The 18,569-nt window shown below is 57.7% G+C and carries 13 protein-coding genes and 1 riboswitch; of the genes, 3 read left to right on the forward strand and 10 right to left on the reverse strand.

From position 1 onward, the window contains the following. Positions 1–1,015: 1,015 nt before the first annotated feature. From IEV00_RS10705 to IEV00_RS10725, 5 genes are all read right to left on the reverse strand, one after another. Positions 1,016–2,509, reverse strand: coding sequence for a DUF1846 domain-containing protein (locus tag IEV00_RS10705; protein WP_188360367.1), 1,494 nt, complete (start codon positions 2,507–2,509; stop codon positions 1,016–1,018). A 114-nt stretch (positions 2,510–2,623) separates the two neighbouring features. Beyond that, complete coding sequence (locus IEV00_RS10710) at positions 2,624–3,985, reverse strand: sugar porter family MFS transporter (protein ID WP_188360368.1); 1,362 nt, start codon at positions 3,983–3,985, stop codon at positions 2,624–2,626. 328 nt (positions 3,986–4,313) lie between these two features. Next, entirely contained in the window at positions 4,314–5,288 is a 975-nt protein-coding gene (locus IEV00_RS10715; protein WP_188360432.1) for an aldo/keto reductase, read from the reverse strand. Between the two features lie 72 nt (positions 5,289–5,360). After that, positions 5,361–7,724, reverse strand: a complete 2,364-nt coding sequence (gene metE / locus IEV00_RS10720) for a 5-methyltetrahydropteroyltriglutamate--homocysteine S-methyltransferase (protein WP_188360369.1) — start codon at positions 7,722–7,724, stop codon at positions 5,361–5,363. A 10-nt stretch (positions 7,725–7,734) separates the two neighbouring features. Then, a complete protein-coding gene (locus IEV00_RS10725; protein WP_188360370.1) occupies positions 7,735–8,667 on the reverse strand; it encodes a methylenetetrahydrofolate reductase in 933 nt (310 codons plus the stop codon). Between the two features lie 14 nt (positions 8,668–8,681). Beyond that, positions 8,682–8,786, reverse strand: a riboswitch (SAM riboswitch). A 572-nt stretch (positions 8,787–9,358) separates the two neighbouring features. On the opposite strand from IEV00_RS10725, the gene IEV00_RS10730 reads away from it, so the two are divergent. Next, positions 9,359–10,342 (forward strand): S1 family peptidase, encoded by a 984-nt coding sequence (locus IEV00_RS10730; protein WP_188360371.1) that lies wholly within the window; start codon positions 9,359–9,361, stop codon positions 10,340–10,342. A gap of 98 nt (positions 10,343–10,440) precedes the next feature. Here IEV00_RS10730 and IEV00_RS10735 read toward each other — a convergent pair whose 3' ends face one another. Together IEV00_RS10735 and IEV00_RS10740 are read right to left on the reverse strand one after the other, a co-directional pair. Beyond that, on the reverse strand, positions 10,441–10,707 hold the full coding sequence (locus IEV00_RS10735) for a metal-sensitive transcriptional regulator (RefSeq protein ID WP_188360372.1): 267 nt from the start codon (positions 10,705–10,707) through the stop codon (positions 10,441–10,443). A gap of 18 nt (positions 10,708–10,725) precedes the next feature. Then, a complete protein-coding gene (locus tag IEV00_RS10740; protein WP_188360373.1) occupies positions 10,726–10,908 on the reverse strand; it encodes a DUF8730 family Cys-rich protein in 183 nt (60 codons plus the stop codon). A gap of 212 nt (positions 10,909–11,120) precedes the next feature. Here IEV00_RS10740 and IEV00_RS10745 point away from each other — a divergent pair, with 212 nt between their 5' ends. Next, entirely contained in the window at positions 11,121–12,572 is a 1,452-nt protein-coding gene (locus IEV00_RS10745) for a metallophosphoesterase (RefSeq protein WP_188360374.1), read from the forward strand. A gap of 91 nt (positions 12,573–12,663) precedes the next feature. Here the strand turns inward: IEV00_RS10745 and IEV00_RS10750 are convergent, their stop codons facing one another. Together IEV00_RS10750 and IEV00_RS10755 are read right to left on the reverse strand one after the other, a co-directional pair. After that, entirely contained in the window at positions 12,664–14,187 is a 1,524-nt protein-coding gene (locus IEV00_RS10750) for a DHA2 family efflux MFS transporter permease subunit (RefSeq protein ID WP_188360375.1), read from the reverse strand. Between the two features lie 194 nt (positions 14,188–14,381). Further along, positions 14,382–15,263: a ChaB family protein gene (locus IEV00_RS10755; protein ID WP_188360376.1), complete on the reverse strand. Its 882-nt coding sequence runs from the start codon at positions 15,261–15,263 to the stop codon at positions 14,382–14,384. A gap of 182 nt (positions 15,264–15,445) precedes the next feature. Between IEV00_RS10755 and IEV00_RS10760 the strand changes: the two genes are divergently transcribed. Then, entirely contained in the window at positions 15,446–17,434 is a 1,989-nt protein-coding gene (locus IEV00_RS10760) for a M13 family metallopeptidase (protein WP_188360377.1), read from the forward strand. 145 nt (positions 17,435–17,579) lie between these two features. On the opposite strand, the gene purU is transcribed toward IEV00_RS10760, so the two are convergent. Further along, positions 17,580–18,461, reverse strand: a complete 882-nt coding sequence (purU, locus tag IEV00_RS10765) for a formyltetrahydrofolate deformylase (protein ID WP_188360378.1) — start codon at positions 18,459–18,461, stop codon at positions 17,580–17,582. Between the last annotated feature and the right edge of the window lie 108 nt (positions 18,462–18,569).

An 18,569-nucleotide genomic window follows, 5' to 3' on the forward strand; every position in this document is an offset into this window, starting at 1 on the left:
AAATGTTTTCAAAACATAAACAAATAAATATTTGGTATCAGTCCTAGTCAACACACCAACCACATGGTTGGCGTGTTCCTTATTGAACAAAGCACACTATTGAGTTCTCAAACAACAAACCACACCAGCCAACCAAACAAGAAGAATCCTTGTTCGTATTGATCAGGTCAGTCAATCTTGGAATGTCGACCCAACCTCAATTGGGCAACTCATCAAGCTTACCAGAGTATCAGTTTCGGAAGCAACCCGGTCACCCATGCTGCTCCTCACCATGTTCCCCTCACAATCACAACCGGAATTACCCGGTTCTATAAATTGAAGAAAACCACTCTATAAACTTATGAAATCCCGCTCTGACTAGGCAATTCATCCTTGCCCTCGTCGCGGCGACCTGTACTACTATACGCAGGCACAAGACCCTTCGCAACTCGGATTCTATAGACCTGCATCACAAACCCAGCCTTGGGTGTTGACCCAGGTCATAAGCAACCGATAAACCACCAGGTCAGGGCCGGGTTAAGGGGAAGAAAATTTTTCTCAAAAAACTTTAAAACTCCCTCAAACCACCGCTCTTTACACCAGAAAAGCCAGCTCTAAGCCACAGGCTGTGCGTTCAAAGGTCTCAATACCCCCACTGGCTAGCTTCTCGGTACACCCGAATCCCCACGGATAGTCCACAAGAAAACCCTTCGGTACACATGGAGCGCGCCAGTACACATATAGATGTGTACTGGCGCTAGGAATGTGTACCAAAGGGCAAACCCCTGGAATCCATGTGTACCGAACGGAATAGGTAAGGAATACAGGTGCACCAAAGGGTACTAACACGGAAGACAGGGCCACCACAGGAAATAGAAGGAGAACCTAGATGTACTGACTGGAATGGGCAGGGAATACAGACCTACCGAGCAACAAAGGATGAAAACCTAGATGCACTCAAACAGGCCTTGCACTTTTCCCGATCCTTTAAACGCCCTCCCACTACCCCTAATGAGTACCGCAGGGGGCCGCATGTTTACCGCTTCTGGTAGAGGGACTTGTTCTGGAACTTCGGATCAGAGGTCACTAGCACGCCTAGGCTTCGGAAGATACCCTCATCCACGGATCCCAGAATGGTAGTGGTGTGAACGTCGCAGCCGCGCAGGTTCTTTAGTTGTTCCAGGGCACGGGCTGCGTTCTCATCGGTGGAGGCAGAAACCGACAGGGCAATCAGTACCTCATCAGTGTGCAGGCGCGGATTGGAGCTACCCAGATGCTGGGTCTTCAAACGCTGGATAGGCTCAATTGCCTCATCAGAGAGAAGATGCTGGTTCTCATCCAGGCCCGCCAGATAACGCAGGGCCTTGAGCAGAACAGCGGCGGAGCACCCCACCAGGTCAGAGGTCTTGGCAGAGATAATGGTGCCGTCGTGCAGTTCAATCGCAGCGCCGGGCAGACCGTTTGCTTCTTCACGCTCTCGGGCAGGAACCACCACACGGCGGTCGGTGGCTCGAACATCTGCCTTGGCCATCACCACGGCGGCCCGATCTGACTGGGTGGAATCCAGACCACCGCGGGCCTCATCAACCAGAGCCTTAAAGTAGCGGCGGATAATCTCCTGCTCGCTGGCAGCCCGACACACGGCGTCATCGGTAATGCAGTTACCCGCCATATTCACACCCATATCGGTGGGCGACTGGTAGGGGGTGGTGCCAGTGACCTTCTCCAGCAGAACCTTCAGCAGGGGGAAAGCCTCGACGTCGCGGTTGTAGTTGACGGTGGTCTCACCGTGGGCAGAGAGGTGAAAGTGGTCAATCACGTTGGCGTCATTGAGGTCAACAGTTGCCGCCTCATAGGCCAGGTTCACCGGGTGTTCCAGGGGCAGATTCCAGATGGGGAAGGTCTCAAACTTCGCGTAACCAGCCTTCACCCCGCGCTTGTTCTCGTGGTATACCTGCGAGAGGGAGGTCGCCAGCTTGCCCGAGCCAGGGCCGGGCGCGGTGACGACCACCAGATCGCGGGTAGTCTCGGCAAACTCGTTCTTGCCCAGACCCTCTTCAGAAACAATCAGGTCAGTATTGGCCGGGTAACCCGGAATCACACGGTGGCGGGCAACTTTCAGACCCAAACGTTCCAGACGTTCCTTGAAGGCAACCGCCTTGCGGTCTTCATCGTCCATCTGGGTCAGCACAATGTGCTCTACCAAGAAACCGCGTTCCCGGAACACGTCAACCAGACGCAGCACGTCGTCCTCATAGGAAATCCCCAGATCGGCCCGCACCTTGTTGCGTTCGAGATCCTTCGCGTTGATGCAGATGAGAATCTCCACCTCATCGCGGATTTTCTCCAGCATCGCAATCTTGTTATCCGGAGTGAAACCGGGGAGCACGCGGGAAGCATGCATGTCGTCAAAGAGCTTGCCGCCCATCTCTAGGTAGAGCTTGCCGCCCAGCTGCTCGCGGCGCTGCTGAATATGCGCCGACTGCATCTCAATATACTTCTCACGATCAAAACCAATAGCATTCACCATGGAATACAAGCCTACCTCGCGGGCCCCTGCCCGCCGGCTGTGATGCGGAGCCGTTTTGTTCGGGGTCGAGGGGCAGGACGCCGCTGGGGCGGGTGGTCTCGGAAAGGCAGACAGCTAGCCCAGCTCACGCCCGGCAGTCTCGGGAACGAAGATTCGGGTAAAGAGAATTGCCAAGACCCCCAGGCCCGCAAAGATTCCAAAGGTCGGTGCCAGCCCTATTCCCGCTACCACCTGCGGGAATGTGAAGGAAACAGCGAAGTTACCCAGCCAGGATGCGAAAGTCACCGTCCCCATGCCCGCCCCGCGAGCAGAGGCAGGGAAAATCTCAGACATGAGAACCCAGGTAACCGGGGAGACTAAACCCTGCTGAAAGACCAGGAAAATTACCGAAATCAAGAGTACGAGCCAGGCCCGAGAGGGGCCCTCCGCCAGCCCGGAGATCAACGCCAAAGCCACTAGAGAGCCGGTGGTTCCGCCCAGGCCAATGGTTAGGGCCAACCGGCGCGGAAGCCTACCGACAATCCACAGACCCAGCGCCGCTCCCACCACGGAGATAAGGCCGTTAGCGATATTGGCGGTCAGGGCGGCATCGGTATCAAAACCTGACTCACGCAGCACCTGAGTGCCGTAGTACATCAGAGCGTTAACACCGGTAATCTGCTGAGTGATGCCAATTCCGGCTCCCACGAGCAGCAGCACCAGAAGTTTTTTCGACCTGAAAAAATCAGCCAGGGTGGAGGTTCTCACGGTGGTATCAGCTGATACAGAGGCGCTTATTTCACCCAGCCTCTGAACCCCGGCGGAACCCTCCAGTCGCTGCAGGGCCACCAGCGCGTCGTCCTGTCGCCCCAAAAGCAAAAGCCAACGTGGTGACTCCGGCACCGCAAACATTCCCAAGAAGAGGGCTAAAGCAGGAAGGATGGAGAGGGCGAACATCCAGCGCCAGATAGATTCATTCTCAAGGTAAACATTGCCCAACCAAGCATTCGTAGCGTAGGAAAGCAGCTGACCGGTAACGATCATGAACTGGTTGCGAGTTACGATTGCTCCGCGTGCATGAGCCGGTGCCAATTCAGCAAGGTAGAGGGGGACGACGGCGGAGACCGCGCCGACCGCCAGGCCCACCACCGCGCGGAAAGAAATGAGCATTCCCAGAGAGGTGGAGAAAGCAATACCCGCTGATCCCACGCTAAAGAGGAGGGCGAGAACAAAAAGCACGCGGCGGCGGCCGAAGCGATCAACCAACTGCCCCACGGTTACTGCGCCCAAGGCAGCGCCCAACGTGAGCGCGCCGGTAACGGTTCCCTCTGCTAGGGCAGAAAGGCGGAAATCACTCTGCAAAAAGGGCAGGGCACCGTTGATAATTCCGGTGTCATAGCCAAAGAGAAAACCGCCCAGGGTGATAATCCAGGTATAGAGGGTCAGCCTACCTTTCTGCGCTTTCCCACTACTGCCTGCTGCCTGAGACCCGCTCATTCACACTCCTCGAAAGAGACAACCTCGCTGTTGCCGGAGGGAGCCACTACGTTAACGTGACCATGCTATCGCGCTCTTTCGTGTTTACAGCGATATGTCAGGACAAACTTTTTGAAGAAGAATCCGCACTCAGAACTTTCCCAGGAAAGAATTATTGCGTTTTGGCTGGGGAGGGTTATAGTATTGATTCAGCGAGATTACTTCAGCCGTGAAGTAATTTTGTGTTTCATGGGATATGAAAACGCGCCTAATCTTGCCGAGTTGGTCGTACCTTGGCAAGGAGGCGCGTTTTCTGTTTAAAGAGAAGTTTTCCCTGGTGAAACCAAGGTTAGAAAAGGGCAATCTTCTCGGGGGCGGGGAAAATCTGATCCAGCTGTTCCAAATCCTCTGCCGAGAACTTTACCGAGGCCGCCTGAGCATTAGCCTTGACCTGCTCAATGGTGGTGGCTCCTGCAATCACCGAGGCAACCGGCTCTTGGGCAGCCAACCAGCTAAAGGCCGCCTGCACCTCGGTAATGCCGCGCTGGGCACAGAAATCAGAGAAAGCCTCCAGCTGATCCCAGTTAGCATTCTCCAGGTATTCCGTACGGGAATGGGAGAGGCGCGAGCCCTCCGGCGCCTGAGCATTTCGCCTGTACTTGCCGGTCAGCAAACCGTTTGCCAGCGGGAAGTAGGGCAGCACGCCCAGGCCAAACTTGCGGGCGGCGGGCATAACTTCCAGCTCCGCCCGGCGGTCCAGCAGGTTGTAGTGGTTCTCAGCAGCAATAAAGCGCTGGGTTCCCAGCTGACGGGCCACATATTCCGCCTCGGCAATCTGATAACCGGCGTGGTTAGAGTGGCCGATGTAGCGCACCTTGCCCTGCTCAATCAGGGTATCCAGCGCGGCCAGGGTTTCTTCCACCGGGGTCACGCCGTCTGGGGTGTGGTAGAAGTAGAGATCAATGTGGTCGGTCCCCAGCCGTTTCAGCGAAGCCTCCACCGCACGCATAATGTAGGCGCGGGATCCGCGAGCGCCAAAGTCGCGGCCGTTAGCCCCCTTCATATCCATTCCGAACTTGGAAACCACCACGATGTCATCTCGCGCCGATGAGCCAAGGTTTTTGAGCGCCTTGCCGAACATGGTTTCTGAGGTTCCCGGTTCTTTACCGTAGATATCGGCTACGTCAAAGAGGTTAATACCAGCCTCGAAGGCCGCGGTGATGACGTCGTTGACCCCCTGCTGGGTTTCGGTCACGGTTTTTGCCCTGCCCAGGTTGTTACAGCCCAAGCCCACGGCAGAAACCATCAGACCGGAATCACCCATGCGACGGTACTCAATTTTTTCTTCACTCACGGCCTTCTCCTTTGCCGGTTGATTACTGGGTCTCAGACCAGACTATACGCCCACCCCGGTGGTCTGGGCGCTTCTTGCCAGTTCAGTTGCCGCCACCAGATTCTCCAGGGAGGCCCGGGTTTCTGCATAGCCTCGGGTTTTCAGACCGCAGTCGGGGTTAATCCACAGGTGCCCCTGCCGCACTCCCTCGCGGGCTGCAGCAATGAGCTCTGAAATCTCATCAACCGAGGGAACCCGGGGCGAATGAATATCCCACACGCCGGGGCCCAAATCGCGGTCGAAAGAACTGGGCAGATCAGCGAGCAGTTCCAGACGGGAGCGGGCCGCTTCAATCGAGGTTACATCGGCGTTGAGGCCGTCAATAGAGGCAAAAATCTCGTTGAACTCCGAGTAGCAGAGGTGGGTGTGAATCTGGGTGGAGTCAGCAACCTGCGAGGTAGCCAGCCTGAAGGAGCCCACCGACCAGTCCAGGTAAGCCGCCTGGTCAGCAGCTCGCAGGGGTAGTAGCTCGCGCAGGGCAGGCTCATCCACCTGGATAATCCGGATTCCGGCCGCTTCCAAATCAGCAATTTCATCGGCCAGGGCAAGCGCCACCTGGTAGGCGGTGTCAGCCCGGGGAATGTCATCGCGCACAAAAGACCATGCCAGAATGGTCACCGGGCCGGTCAGCATACCCTTCACATGCTTCTCGGTCAGAGACGCCGCGTAAGAAATCCACGGTACGGTAAAGGCCTCTCCCGCCAGACCTTCACCGCTGCGTTTCACATCGCCCCACAGAATTGAGGGCCTGGTGCAACGAGAGCCGTAGGACTGCACCCAGCCGTTGACGGTCGTATCAAAGCCGTCAAAGTTCTCGGCAAAATACTGCACCATGTCATTGCGCTCTGCTTCGCCGTGCACCAGTACATCCAGCCCGATTTCCTCCTGGAGACGAATCACCGAGGCAATTTCGGCCCTCAAGAATTCTTCGAACTCTGCCTGAGAGATTGCCCCTGCCCGATATGCGGCTCGCTGCTTGCGAATCTCGGGAGTCTGCGGGAAGGAGCCGATGGTTGTGGTGGGTAGTTCGGGTAGGTTCAGGGACTTCTGCGCCGCCTGCCGCACCTGCGCAGACGCCCGCTCGAAAGCGGCGTCCTGCGCGGTGGCAGCCGCCACGCGATCGCGGATTTCGGGCACATGGACGCCGCGCGCCCGCTCCCGCTCGGCCAGGGCAACGGTTGCCGCCTCGACTTCTGCCGAAATTGAAGCAGCCCCGTTTCTCAGTGTCTCCGCCAGGGTGAGTACTTCGGCTACCTTTTCATCGGCAAAGGCAAGCCAGTTGCGCAGCCCCTCGTGGAGGTGATCTTCGCCGGTGAGGGTGTGCGGCACGTGCTGGAGCGAGGTGGAGGTGGCAATTGCGGCAACCTGCCCCGCGCCGTCCAGCGCTTTAAGAGCCGCCGCCAAATCTGCCCGCCAGATATTGCGGCCGTTGACCGCGCCGAGAACAAGCGCCGGGCGGCTCTCGTGCGCGCCGTCGAAGATTTCAGCCAGGCGGCTACCGTAGTGAGCGCTCACCGCGTCAACGTGCAGGGCCTCGATTCCCGATTCTGCCAGCGCGGGCAGGTTCGCCCCCAAATCTCCGTAGGGGGAAGTCACCAGCAGGGCGGGGCGCTTCTCCACCGCAGAAAGGCGCCGGTAGGTGCTTGCCACCAGTTCCGCCAGGCCGGCTTCATCCAGGCCAGAGGCCGCCAACGCCGCATCTGTGACCAGGGCAGGCTCATCGAGCTGAAGCCAGGCGAAACCGCGCTCGGCAAGGGCTGCCAGGAGCGACTCGTACTCTTCAAGCAGGTCAGCGAGGCGGGAAATCGGGGTGAAGCCCTCGGCGGCGTCGTCGGCAGCTTTAGCCAGTAGCAGGAAGGTCAGCGGACCCACCACCTGCGGGCGCAACTTCACCCCCGCCTCATCGGCAATATCGAGCTGAGCAAAAAGGCCGGCGGTGTTGAGCCTAAACTCGGTGGTCTCAGAAAGCTCGGGCACCAGGTAGTGGTAGTTGGTGTCAAACCACTTGGTCAGCTCGAGCGCCGGCTGTTCAGCGGTACCGCGTGCCAGGTCAAAGTAGCCCTCGAGGCTCAGAAGACCTTCAGCACCCAGAGAGGAGGCAAAGCGGGAGGGCACCGCAGTGAAAAGACGTACCGCATCAAGCACCTGATCGTAGTGGGAGAAAGAGGCGGGGATTGCGTAATCTTCTTTCAACCCCAGCTCCTGCAGGCGAGTCAGGTTAGCCTTCTGCACCTGCGCCAGGGCAGAATCGAGGTCTTCACGGTTGGCAGAGCCCTTCCAGAAAGCTTCAAGTGCCTTTTTGGTTTCGCGGTGGGCGCCAATGCGGGGGTAGCCAAGAATGGTTGCGGTGGGGAAAGGGGTAGTCATAAAAAATCTCCTAGGAAAATGAGAGCTCGCCCAGTCTGTGGGGAAAGCGGGAAGTGTAGGGGGCAATATCGAGTTTTTCGAGCACGTCGAGTACCGCGGTGTGCTCGTTGAAGGTGTAAAAGTGCAGGCCGCTGGCGCCGGAATCTAGGGCTGCCCGGCACTGCTGGTAGGCAAATTCCACGCCAATCTGGTGGCGTTCCAGTCGGGTATCTGCGTTTTCTAAGGCGCCCGCTAGTTTGAGCGGTATGGGCACCCCCGACATCTCGCAGAGCTTGATGAGACGCCTCAGCGAGGTCACCGGCATAATGCCCGGAATAATCGGCAGACTCACCCCGGCCGTTTCTGCCGAATCGAGCAGGCCGGCATACTGGGCATTGTCAAAATAAACCTGCGTAATGGCGTAGTCGGCCCCTGCCCTCTGCTTGGAAAGCAGAATCTCAATGTCCTGCAAGAGGGAGGTAGATTCCGGGTGTTTATAGGGGTAGGCTGCCACGCCCACCGAGACCTTTCCCGCCGCTAAATGGCTGAAATCTTCGCTCTCAATCCGGCGGATGAGCTCCACCAGGTAGCGGGCAAAGGGCAGTTCCAGCGGAAGGTCTTGCGAGGACGACGCCGCGTGGCCGGATGAGCCCGGTAAGTCGCCGCGCAGGGCGAGAAAGCCCCTGACTCCCAGACCGAGAATCAGCCGAACGGCAGTTTCAAGCTCAGCCACGGTATGCCCCACACAGGTGAGGTGGGCGACCGGGGTCAGCGGGGTCTCGTGAACCAGATGGTCCAGTAGCGCCAGCGTATTTTGCTTGCGGTCATTGCTCCCCGAATAGGTCACCGAAACATAGTCGGGCCGGGTAGCACACAGCTGGTCTAGAGTCTTGAAAAGAGACTCACAACTAGCTTCTGACCTGGGTGGATATAACTCGTAGGATAAAGAAGGAGGCGGTGCCATACGGCACTCCTTTCGTTCTATCGATACTGGCGGAAGCACCTTAGCCCCTGCCCACGAGGGGCACGGCGAGGTTGCTGCGGCGTCAACGAGCCAGTTCTCTTAGCCGCTCTTGATAGATAACGGTTTCAGTCTATGGAGCCTCACAACAAACAAGCAAGGGGGCTTATCTAAATGACCCTCTGTGAAAAATTTGTAGGTTTCTTACAGACAAGCTCGGAGTGAAGGTTATATGACCGAAATATTGCGCAGGGCTATTTGAGAGTCGAACCAGACAGTCACAGAAGGTAATTCCGATGGGCAGGCCAAGTCCCAAAATAAGCATGCTTATTCATTAGACCTGGAAAAATATTCACAGCTTTTCACCCGCACAGTCCTGGGAGATTTTGAAGGCGAGTACTTCTACAGATTCCACACCGAGCGTCGCAGAAAATGGAAACTCACCTTAGAAAATAAAAATTTTCTTTGAACCTTGCTGACAAACCCTTTTCTGACTAGCTAGAATGGCAGGCGTCTCGAGACAAACCACAATGTGGACAGTGCGGCGGAAGAAAAATTTTGCCCGCCCAAACTGGCAAGCCAGCCAGAATCGGTAGCAAAAATTTTCTTCATTTCCCCCTTTGTGTTCCGCCTGTCCACTATAAAAACCACACTCCAGGTGTATTTTTATGCACCTTAACACGAATGGAAACACATGAAATTTTCGCGCGGACTTAAAGTCACTGCAGCATCCCTGACCCTTCTCGGAGCCGCAGTCACCGGTGCCCACGCAGACACCGCCGACAACCGCCTTGTCATCGGGGGCACCAAGGCAAGCGAAGACTGGATCGTACAGCTCTCCTTCAACAGCTACGACCAGCGCGGAACCTTCGGTTGCACCGGTGAGCAGCTCAACGACGAGTGGGTTCTCACCGCCAAGCACTGCACCGATGGCTCCTACAACATGCAGGTCTACCAGTCCAACGACCAGCTCAACCGCGGTGAGCCCGTCTACGCCGACAAGCTCTACAACGCGCCGTCCGGCGACATTGCCCTGATTCACCTCGAAGAAAAGGCACCGCTGGATAGCTACCCCGAACTCGACTTCTCCTACGAGCCCACCGTGGGTGACCGGGGCGATATCTTCGGCTATGGCAACGGCGCCTGGAGCCAGCCCACCACCACCCTGCGTACCGCATCGGTTAAGGTTATTGGCGACAGCTACGATGCCTACTGGGGAGACGCCGTGCACCTGCGCGGTATCAACGGCGCCTCCAACCACGGCGACTCGGGTGGCCCGCTGGTGATCGACGGCAAGGTGGTTGCGGTTTGCTCCACCGGCGATGAAGCTGACCCCGGTGCCAACATCAACGCTCAGTCCAACTATGCCCTGCTCTCCCAGAGCGCAGATTGGATTGAGAGCACCACCGGTATCTCCTACGACGCCGACGACGCGGAGCCCGTAGAGACCGAGCCCGATGTAACCGAGCCCAACGAGGAGCCGGTAGCCGAGGATCCCTCAACCCTGCCCGCAGAAGAACCTGCAACTGAGGATCCCGCAGACGAGAAGCCTGCCGAGGAGCCTGTCGTTGACACCAAGGACGGCTGGGACTGGGTCTGGGACTCTGAAGACGGCTGGATTATCGAGAGCTGGTCTTCATGGTCATCCTGGTCTACCAGCTATGACCGTGCAGCCTAATTAGTTTGGGCTAAGCCACCAGAAAGTGACCAAGCCACCAGTAATTTACTGGTGGCTTGGTCAGTTTCCGGCAGTTCGACGGCGGCAGGCAAAAACAACTAGGCCAGGGAGAGGAACATCTTTTCCATCTGGGCGATGTTGAGCTCCTGCTCGCCGTCGTCCCCATTAATAACGCACTCGCGCAGTCCCGTAGCAATTACCGCGAAACCCGCCCGATCTAGGGCCTTCGAGACGGCGGCCAGCTGGGTCACGATGTCTTGACACTCGCGGCCCTCTTCAATCATCTTGATAATTCCACCGATTTGCCCCTGGGCACGCTTGAGGCGGCGAACCACGCTCTCAAGTTCATTTTTGTCTAGCTGCATACCTTAACTTTAGACCTCTTAGCGGCCGAAGAGCTTGGAGAGAAATCCGCCCTGGGACGACGCCGCGGCGCGCTCGACCTCTGTGTGCTGACCATTGCACCACTGACCGGCGGGAACGCTCTTGCGTACCGAGTCAATGTGCTGGCCACAGCCCGTCCAGGTAGTTTTCTGGCAGACCTTGCAGGTAGTGGGACGACACATGGTTTTGCTCCATTCTCTTGTTCAACACTCCCAGCGTAATACCCCCAGGGGTATATATGCAAATACTCCTGGGGGTATTGAACACCTCGGTGAGAAGCAAAATTGCTTCATTGTTTCCCTAGCCATCTCACGGCAAGGTCTATTTTTCTTCCGATTCAGAATCCCCTGATATAACTAGAGGACTAAGAACCACTCCCACTAGGAGCCATATCATGCACACCCCAACCACAGCCCCCACCTCAGCCAGCAAGAAAATCTCCCGCCGCGCCGTCCTTACAACAACTGCCGCGGGAACTCTCGCCGTAGCAACGACCTCTCTCGCCCCCGCCCGGGCAGCTGAACCACGCAGCATCAAACAAACCGCGGGCCTGGTCAGCGATTCCAGGGCGGTAGAACGAGAGAGCCTGCCGGTAGCGCTGAGGGAAGAAACCGAAAGCTGGATCCGATTTCCCTTCCACCAGTTCGAGGTAGAGGTAGCACCCCAGGCCACAGAAGTTCAGTTTGAATGGCAGGGCAGCACCAACCCCGGAGCGCGCCTACGCCTGATGGTTTTCTCGCCCAGCCTCAACGGTTACGAAGAGATCACCCACACCTTTGCCGATGCCCAGGGCAACGCCAGCTTCAACCTGCTCCTCACCGCTACGAACCGGGTGGAGAACGGCAAGATACTGGTGACGGTACAGCACTCAGCGGGCTGGGCCGGCAACAACCTATCGCAGCGGTTCACCCCCGTAACCCCGGAAAACCCAGCCGACACCGACCGCGCCACCTACGACTTCACCCTGGTCTGGGAAACCGATACCCAGTTCTACAGCGAAGAATTTCCCCAGCGCCAGCGCGATATCCACGACTACCTGCTGCGCAACCGCACCAGTATGAACATCCAGTATCTCTTTCACACCGGGGACATTGTGGATGAGTACTATGAGCCCCATCAGTTTGCCAACGCTGATACCGCCTACAGCGTTCTCGATCAGGAAAACTACCCCTACGGCGTCCTCGCCGGTAACCACGATGTTCTCGATGCCCAGAAGGCAATGGACTACTCCGAATACAGCAGGTACTTTGGCCTGCACCGTTTTCAGACCAAGCCCTGGTTCGGCGGAGACCACAAAAACAACCGCGGCCACTTTGATCTCGTCAGCGCTGGCGGCCACGACTTTTTGATGCTCTTTATGGGCTGGGGCGCCGAAGACGAAGAAATTGCCTGGATGAACCGGGTGCTGGCAGACTACCCCGAACGCACCGCCATTGTGGCGCTCCACCAGTACATTGACCCCGCGGGAAGGCTCGCTGAAACCCCGCAGCGGATCAAAGACGAGGTGATCGCTGTCAATAACAACGTTCGCATGGTGCTTTCCGGCCACCACCACGGCGCGATGGTCACCAGGGACTACTTTGGCGACCGTACGGTGGTTAATGTTCTCTTTGACCCGCAAGATTTGCCAGAAGGAGGTCAGTCTTTCCTGCGACTGATGCACTTCGATAACTATGGAGGAGTAGTAACCTCGCGAACCTACTCCCCCTATCTCAAGAAGTACAACAGCTCCGCCCCGGAACTGCCCCGGCAGTACCAGGACTTCACCATCCCCTACTCTGATTTGGGCCTAAAGGCTCGAAAGAAAACCCTGCTGACCAAGGAATTCCAGGCCAGGGCGGTTTAGGGTGCCACGCCACTCTTAAGTGACTGAGCCACCAGGAATTTCCTGGTGGCTCAGTCACTTAATGGTGGCTCGATGGGAAGAGGCTCAGCCCCTAGTGGGATACCAGCTTCTTACCCCGCGGCAAGATAAAGCCAACCACAATGGCCACCAGCGAAAGGAAAGCGCCCACCATCAGCGCCAGGTGCACACCGGCTGCCTGAGCCTCAACACCGCTACCGCCGTGGGCTGTGGCACCAATACCCATCAGCGCCACAAAAATCGCGGTGGCCGCGGCGGAGGCAACCTGCTGCACCGTCGTCATTGCAGAGGAGCCGTAGGGGGTCAGCCGCTGGGGCAGAGCGCCGAGTCCCAGACCCATCATGGGGGTGGAGATAAAGGGAACGGAGGCGCTCAGCAGAATATAGGTAAAGACGATGTAGGCGGCAGAAGTGTTCTCGTCGAAGAAGGTCATCAGCCAGACGGCGCCGGAGAAGACGAACGCGCCGGGCAGCACCAGGGCGCGAGCGCCAAACTTATCGGAGAGGTTACCCACTACCGGCGAAAGCAGGGCGGAAAGTGCGCCACCGGGTAGGAGCATCAGGCCGGTCTGCAGGGCGCTCATGCCCAGCACGCCGGTGGTGTAGAGCGGGAGCAGAACCGAAGAACCGAGCAGCACGCCCATAGCGGTGGAGGTCATCAGCACGGTCAGCACAAAGCCGTAGTAGGTGAAAACCCGCAGGTCCATGAAGGGGGAGGCACCCTTCTGCAGCTGTAGCTGGCGCCAGACAAAAACCACCAGAATCAGCGCGGAGACCACGATCAGAATCCAGGGGTTCAGGGTGAAGCCGTTGTCCGCAGAGGACGACGCCGCCGCGGCTGCCTCGCCCGCGCCACCGTGGCCTGCACCCAGCTGAGATAGGCCCATCACCAGGCCACCGAAGCCCAGGGTGGAGAGAATCATGGAGAGAATATCGAGTTTCTGGTCAGCTCCGCCCTCGGGCAGTTCTCTGGGGGCTAGCTTGAAGCCCACGACCAGGGCGATCACGCCAATGGGCAGTACCGAGAGGAAGAGCCAGTGCCAGGTTGCCATGCCCAGAATCAGGCCGGACACAGTGGGACCCAACGCGGGTGCAGCCGAGATAACCATGCCGATCAGTCCCATAGCCCGGCCGATTTTAGCGGCGGGCACAAGGCGCATCATGGTGGTCATGAGCAGGGGCATAATAATGCCGGTTCCCATAGCCTGAAGAATACGGCCCGCCAGCAGGAAAGAGAAGGCGGGGGCAAGACCGGCAAGCAGGGCGCCCAGGGAGAAGAGCGCCATAGCTCCGGTAAACACCGAGCGAATGCTAAAACGCGAGATGATAAAGCCCGATGCCGGGGTTACCACGGCCATGGTCAGCATAAAGCCGGTGGATGACCACTGCGCGGTGCTGGCGGTGATACCAAAATCTTCAATCAGGCTGGGCAGCGCTACACCCAGCAGGGTCTCATTCAGAATCAGCACAAAGGCAGAAACCACCATGACCGCCAGCAGCAGAAAATCTGCACGGTCAAGTTTCTGGTTAGCGGGCTGAACCGGTACGGTGCCGGTGACCGGGATTGGCCCGGTATGGGGCGGAACTGCATTACTCATTAGGAAATCCTTGAAAAATCAACTGTATGTACAGCTGACAACTTTATAGGTATTTCATTCGACGCGTAATAGCGGGGAGGCGGGTTTTTACTCACAGTACTTAAGACCGCGAGGGGTCACATATCATTCACTTTTTGCCTCTTGTGGGCACTTTTTTGAACGATATGTGACCCCTCGCGGGGAGTGGGGAGGGCTTATTTGGCCAGAGCTATAATCAGTTGCTCCTTGTTCATGCCCGACCGGCCCGGAATTTTCAGCTCCTGCGCCCGCTTGTAGAGCTGGGCGCGGGTCATGCTCGCTAGCTCCTGGGACGTCGCCTGCGCGGCTTCCTCCGCCAGTTCGGCTCCCTGCAGGGAAGTATCGGTGAGGTTGACGGCGGTCAGCGGCTCATCGTCGATAACCTCGGTGAGGTCCTCTTCGGCGAAGGTCTCCTCTGCTAGATCCTGGGCAAGCTCGGGATCCTCGGTGTCTTCGGGGTCAAGCCCCTCGTACTCTCCAGCCTCTACCAGCTCGTCAATCTCGCTGGCAATCTCCAGGTAGTCTTCCCCGGAGCCCGAGAAAGCCTCAAGGTCCTCTGGTTCCACAAGCTCTGCGTCAAGAATCGGGTCAACCTTAGGGGCGTTGACGGTCTTCTTTTTGGAAGGCTTCTTCTTGGACTTCTCTGCACTCTTCTTAGAATCAGACTTCTTAGACTCTTTCTTCTTAGCAGGTGCCTTAGCCTCTGCCTTCTTAGAGTCTTTCTTCTTCGCTGAATCTTTCTTCTTAGCCTTTTCTTTGTCTTTCTTAGACTCTGCCTTTTTCTCAGAGGCCTTCTTGCCCTCAGACTTCTTGCCGGAGGCACTTACCTGAGCGGCGTCGTCCTTCTTATTCTTCTTCTTAGAGTCAGCCTCTTCAATGCGCACCCAGCGGCCCTTGACCAGCTCGTACTTCTTCTCGAGCTTCTTGTAGGCCTTGCTGTAGGCGCGGTCGGTGTCTTTGTGCTTGCTGTAGTTCTTTTCAAAAGCCTCAACAAAGCGCTTCTGGGCCTTTTTCTCTGCCTTTTTGAGAGCTTTAGGAAGGGTGGGCTTCTTCGCCATTCTCATTCACCTCGATAACAATAAGGGGTCTTATCTCTAGCCTATCGGTTCGAAGCTAAAACCCAGAGGCACGCCCCGGCAAAAGGGCGCAAATAATGCCTGCCGAGCTCAGTCGCTTCACCGGTCGCTGAATCTGGCCGCCCTCATACCCCGCTGACCCGCAGAAACCCTAAGATAGTGGCATGACTAACAAACCATCTGGAATTGACCTTCAGTACAAAGACGATTCAGTCAAACCCGGCGACGACTTCTATCGCTTTATCAACGGTAAGTGGCTGGATACCCACGAGATTCCCGCCGACCGCTCCAAGGACGGCGGCATGTACACCCTGCGCGATGAGGCAGAGAAGAACGTCCGCGAGATTATCGAGAAAATCTCCGCCGAGCAGCCCGGCTCGCGCATTGGTGCCCTCTACAACGCCTTTATGGACACCGAGAAGATTAATAAGGACGCCGCCGCCCCGCTGCTTGCCGAGGTGCAGCCCATTGCTGCGGCGGCTGACCGTGAGGCCCTGCTACAACTGGTGGCAGAGGCAGACCGCTCCGGGGTCTCAACCCCCTTCGGTTGGTACACCAGCATTGATGCTAAGAACCCCGAGGTTTACGTGGTCTACCTGTCGCAGTCTGGTCTTGGTCTGCCCGATGAAAGCTACTACCGCGAAGACAAGTACGAAGAAATCCGGGCGGCCTACACCAAGCACATTGCCCGCATGTTCGAGATGACCAACCTGGCAGAGCCCTTCGGTGTTTCGGCAGATGAGGCCGCCCAGCGCATCATGGCCTTTGAAACCGAACTCGCCAGCCACCACTGGGACAAGGTGACCCTGCGCGATGCTGACAAGCGCTACAACCCCTACGCGGCGTCGTCCTTAAACGAATCCTTCCCCGGCTTCGACTTTAGCGCCTGGATTACCGCGCTGGGCTCCTCGGTGGAAGACTTCGCAACCGTGGTGGTGGGCCAGCCCTCCTACTTTGAGGCGGCGGCAAAGATTTGGAAAAACGGCTCCCTGGAAGACTGGAAGCTCTACCTGGCCTGGGCCACCATTCGGGCGCGGGCACCCTACCTGCACGACGAGCTGGTACAGGCCAACTTCGACTTCTACGGCAAGACCCTCTCGGGCACCGAAGAGCTGCGCGAGCGCTGGAAGCGCGGGGTCTCGGTGATTGAGTCGAACCTGGGCGAAGAGCTGGGTAAGGAATACGTTGCCGTGCATTTCCCGCCCGAGCACAAGGCAAAGATGATGGCGCTGGTGGAGAACCTGCTTGAAGCCTACCGCCGCTCCATCACCGAGCTCGACTGGATGACCGACGCCACCCGCGAGCGCGCCCTGGAGAAGCTCTCAAAGTTCGTCACCAAGATTGGCTACCCCGACCGCTGGCGGGACTACTCTGCTCTGGAACTGGTGGAGGGCGACCTGCTGGAGAACCTGCGCCGCTGCTCGCTCTTTGAGCACAACTTTATGCTGGGCCGCATTGGCAAGCCGGTTGATGAGCACGAGTGGCTCATGAGCCCGCAGACCGTGAACGCCTACTACATGCCTCCCGCCAACGAGATCGTGTTCCCCGCGGCGATTCTGCAGGCCCCCTACTTTGACCCGGACGCCGACGATGCCGCCAACTACGGCGGTATCGGTTCGGTGATCGGCCACGAAATCGGCCACGGCTTTGATGATCAGGGCTCTAAGTACGACGGCACCGGCGCGCTGAACAACTGGTGGACCGACGAAGACCGCGCTGAGTTCTCCGCCCGCACCGCCAACCTGGTCAAGCAGTACTCCGCCTACACCCCCGCTGGTCTGGACCCTGAGAACTACAAGGTCAACGGGGAGTTGACCCTGGGCGAGAACATCGGCGACTTGGGCGGCCTCTCTATTGCCCTGCGCGCCTACAAGATTGCCCTGGAAGAACAGGGGCTTGATCTGGAATCGGCACCGGTGATTGACGGGCTCACCGCAGCCCAGCGCATCTTCCTCGCCTGGGCAGCTGGCTGGCGCACCAAGTCCCGCCCCCAGCACGCCCAGATGATGCTCTCGGTAGACCCCCACTCCCCCGACGAGTTCCGAGTCAACGGCGTGGTGCGCAACGTGGATGAGTGGTACTCCGCCTTCGACATCTCCGAGGACGACGCCCTCTACCTGGCCCCGGAGGAGCGAGTGAAAATCTGGGTCTAGCTTTGTGAAAGCCCAGTAAGGGCAAACGCAGGAAGAAGGACGGCGCTTCCAAGCTTGGACAGAGACAATAAGTCGCGGTCAGTCAACTGGCATCGGGTCTGGCGTTTAAGGGAGGTTGACTGACCGCGACTTATTGTCGTTAGCGCTACTTCAGCACCACCGTGCGGGTGCCGTTGAGGAAGACCCGCGACTCACAGTGCAGCCGCACCGCCTCGGCCAGGGCCTTGCACTCAGAATCACGGCCGGCCGCCACCAGGTCTTCGGGGCCATAGGCGTGATCCACGTGGATCAGCTGCTGGGAAATGATGGGGCCCTCATCCAGCTCCTCGTTAACATAGTGGGCGGTGGCGCCAATGGTCTTCACACCGCGGGCGTAAGCCTGGTGGTAGGGCTTCGCCCCCTTGAAAGCTGGCAGGAAGGAGTGGTGGATATTAATGACCCTGCCCTCCAGCTTGCGGGAAAGCTCGTCGGAGAGAATCTGCATGTAACGCGCCAAAACCACCAGCTCGACGTCCAGCTTATCCACCAGTGCGAGAAGCTGCCGCTCGGCGTCGTCCTTGGTCTCTTTCGTAACCGGAATATGGTGGTAGTCAATGCCGTGCCACTCCACCAGCTCCTTATTATCGGGGTGATTCGACACCACGCCCACAATCTCAATGGGCAGGGCACCAATGCGGGAGCGGTAGAGAAGGTCATTGAGGCAGTGGTCTGACTTGGAGACCATAATCAGGGTGCGGGTCTTGGCATCCTTGGGATTGATGGAAAAATCGCCGGAAAGATTTTGGGCAACCTGGGCGAAAGCGGCACGCATTTCGGTAAGCACCCGGGAATCGGTGCGGTTGACCGAAAAATCCACGCGAATGAAGAAGCGCTCGGTATAGAGGTCATCAAACTGCTTGAGATCGTAAATGTAGACGCCCTCAAACTTCATGAGGGTACTCACGATAGCGTGGGTCAGGCCGCTATCGCAGGGGCAGGCAAACGCCAAAACAAAGCGCTGGGTGTTTTCGGGATTGGGTACGGGCACCGGTGTCTCCTTCGTGTTTTCCCTCTATCTTGCTATTGCTTGCTGAACGGGCGCAAAACGGGGCCCGCCGAATGAGACCGAACCCGAAAGTCAGCGGTGCAGAAAAGC

This window comes from Rothia aerolata, from assembly GCF_014635585.1.
Lineage (GTDB): Bacteria > Actinomycetota > Actinomycetes > Actinomycetales > Micrococcaceae > Rothia > Rothia aerolata.

Coding starts and splice junctions, on each gene's coding strand:
- IEV00_RS10730 (WP_188360371.1), top strand. CDS start 9,359: ATGAAATTTTCGCGCGGACTTAAAGTCACTGCAGCATCCCTGACCCTT.
- IEV00_RS10715 (WP_188360432.1), bottom strand. CDS start 5,288: ATGGGTGATTCCGGTCTGATGGTTTCTGCCGTGGGCTTGGGCTGTAAC.
- IEV00_RS10740 (WP_188360373.1), bottom strand. CDS start 10,908: ATGTGTCGTCCCACTACCTGCAAGGTCTGCCAGAAAACTACCTGGACG.
- IEV00_RS10745 (WP_188360374.1), top strand. CDS start 11,121: ATGCACACCCCAACCACAGCCCCCACCTCAGCCAGCAAGAAAATCTCC.
- metE (WP_188360369.1), bottom strand. CDS start 7,724: ATGACTACCCCTTTCCCCACCGCAACCATTCTTGGCTACCCCCGCATT.
- IEV00_RS10760 (WP_188360377.1), top strand. CDS start 15,446: ATGACTAACAAACCATCTGGAATTGACCTTCAGTACAAAGACGATTCA.
- IEV00_RS10755 (WP_188360376.1), bottom strand. CDS start 15,263: ATGGCGAAGAAGCCCACCCTTCCTAAAGCTCTCAAAAAGGCAGAGAAA.
- IEV00_RS10710 (WP_188360368.1), bottom strand. CDS start 3,985: ATGAGCGGGTCTCAGGCAGCAGGCAGTAGTGGGAAAGCGCAGAAAGGT.
- IEV00_RS10735 (WP_188360372.1), bottom strand. CDS start 10,707: ATGCAGCTAGACAAAAATGAACTTGAGAGCGTGGTTCGCCGCCTCAAG.
- IEV00_RS10750 (WP_188360375.1), bottom strand. CDS start 14,187: ATGAGTAATGCAGTTCCGCCCCATACCGGGCCAATCCCGGTCACCGGC.
- IEV00_RS10725 (WP_188360370.1), bottom strand. CDS start 8,667: ATGGCACCGCCTCCTTCTTTATCCTACGAGTTATATCCACCCAGGTCA.
- IEV00_RS10705 (WP_188360367.1), bottom strand. CDS start 2,509: ATGGTGAATGCTATTGGTTTTGATCGTGAGAAGTATATTGAGATGCAG.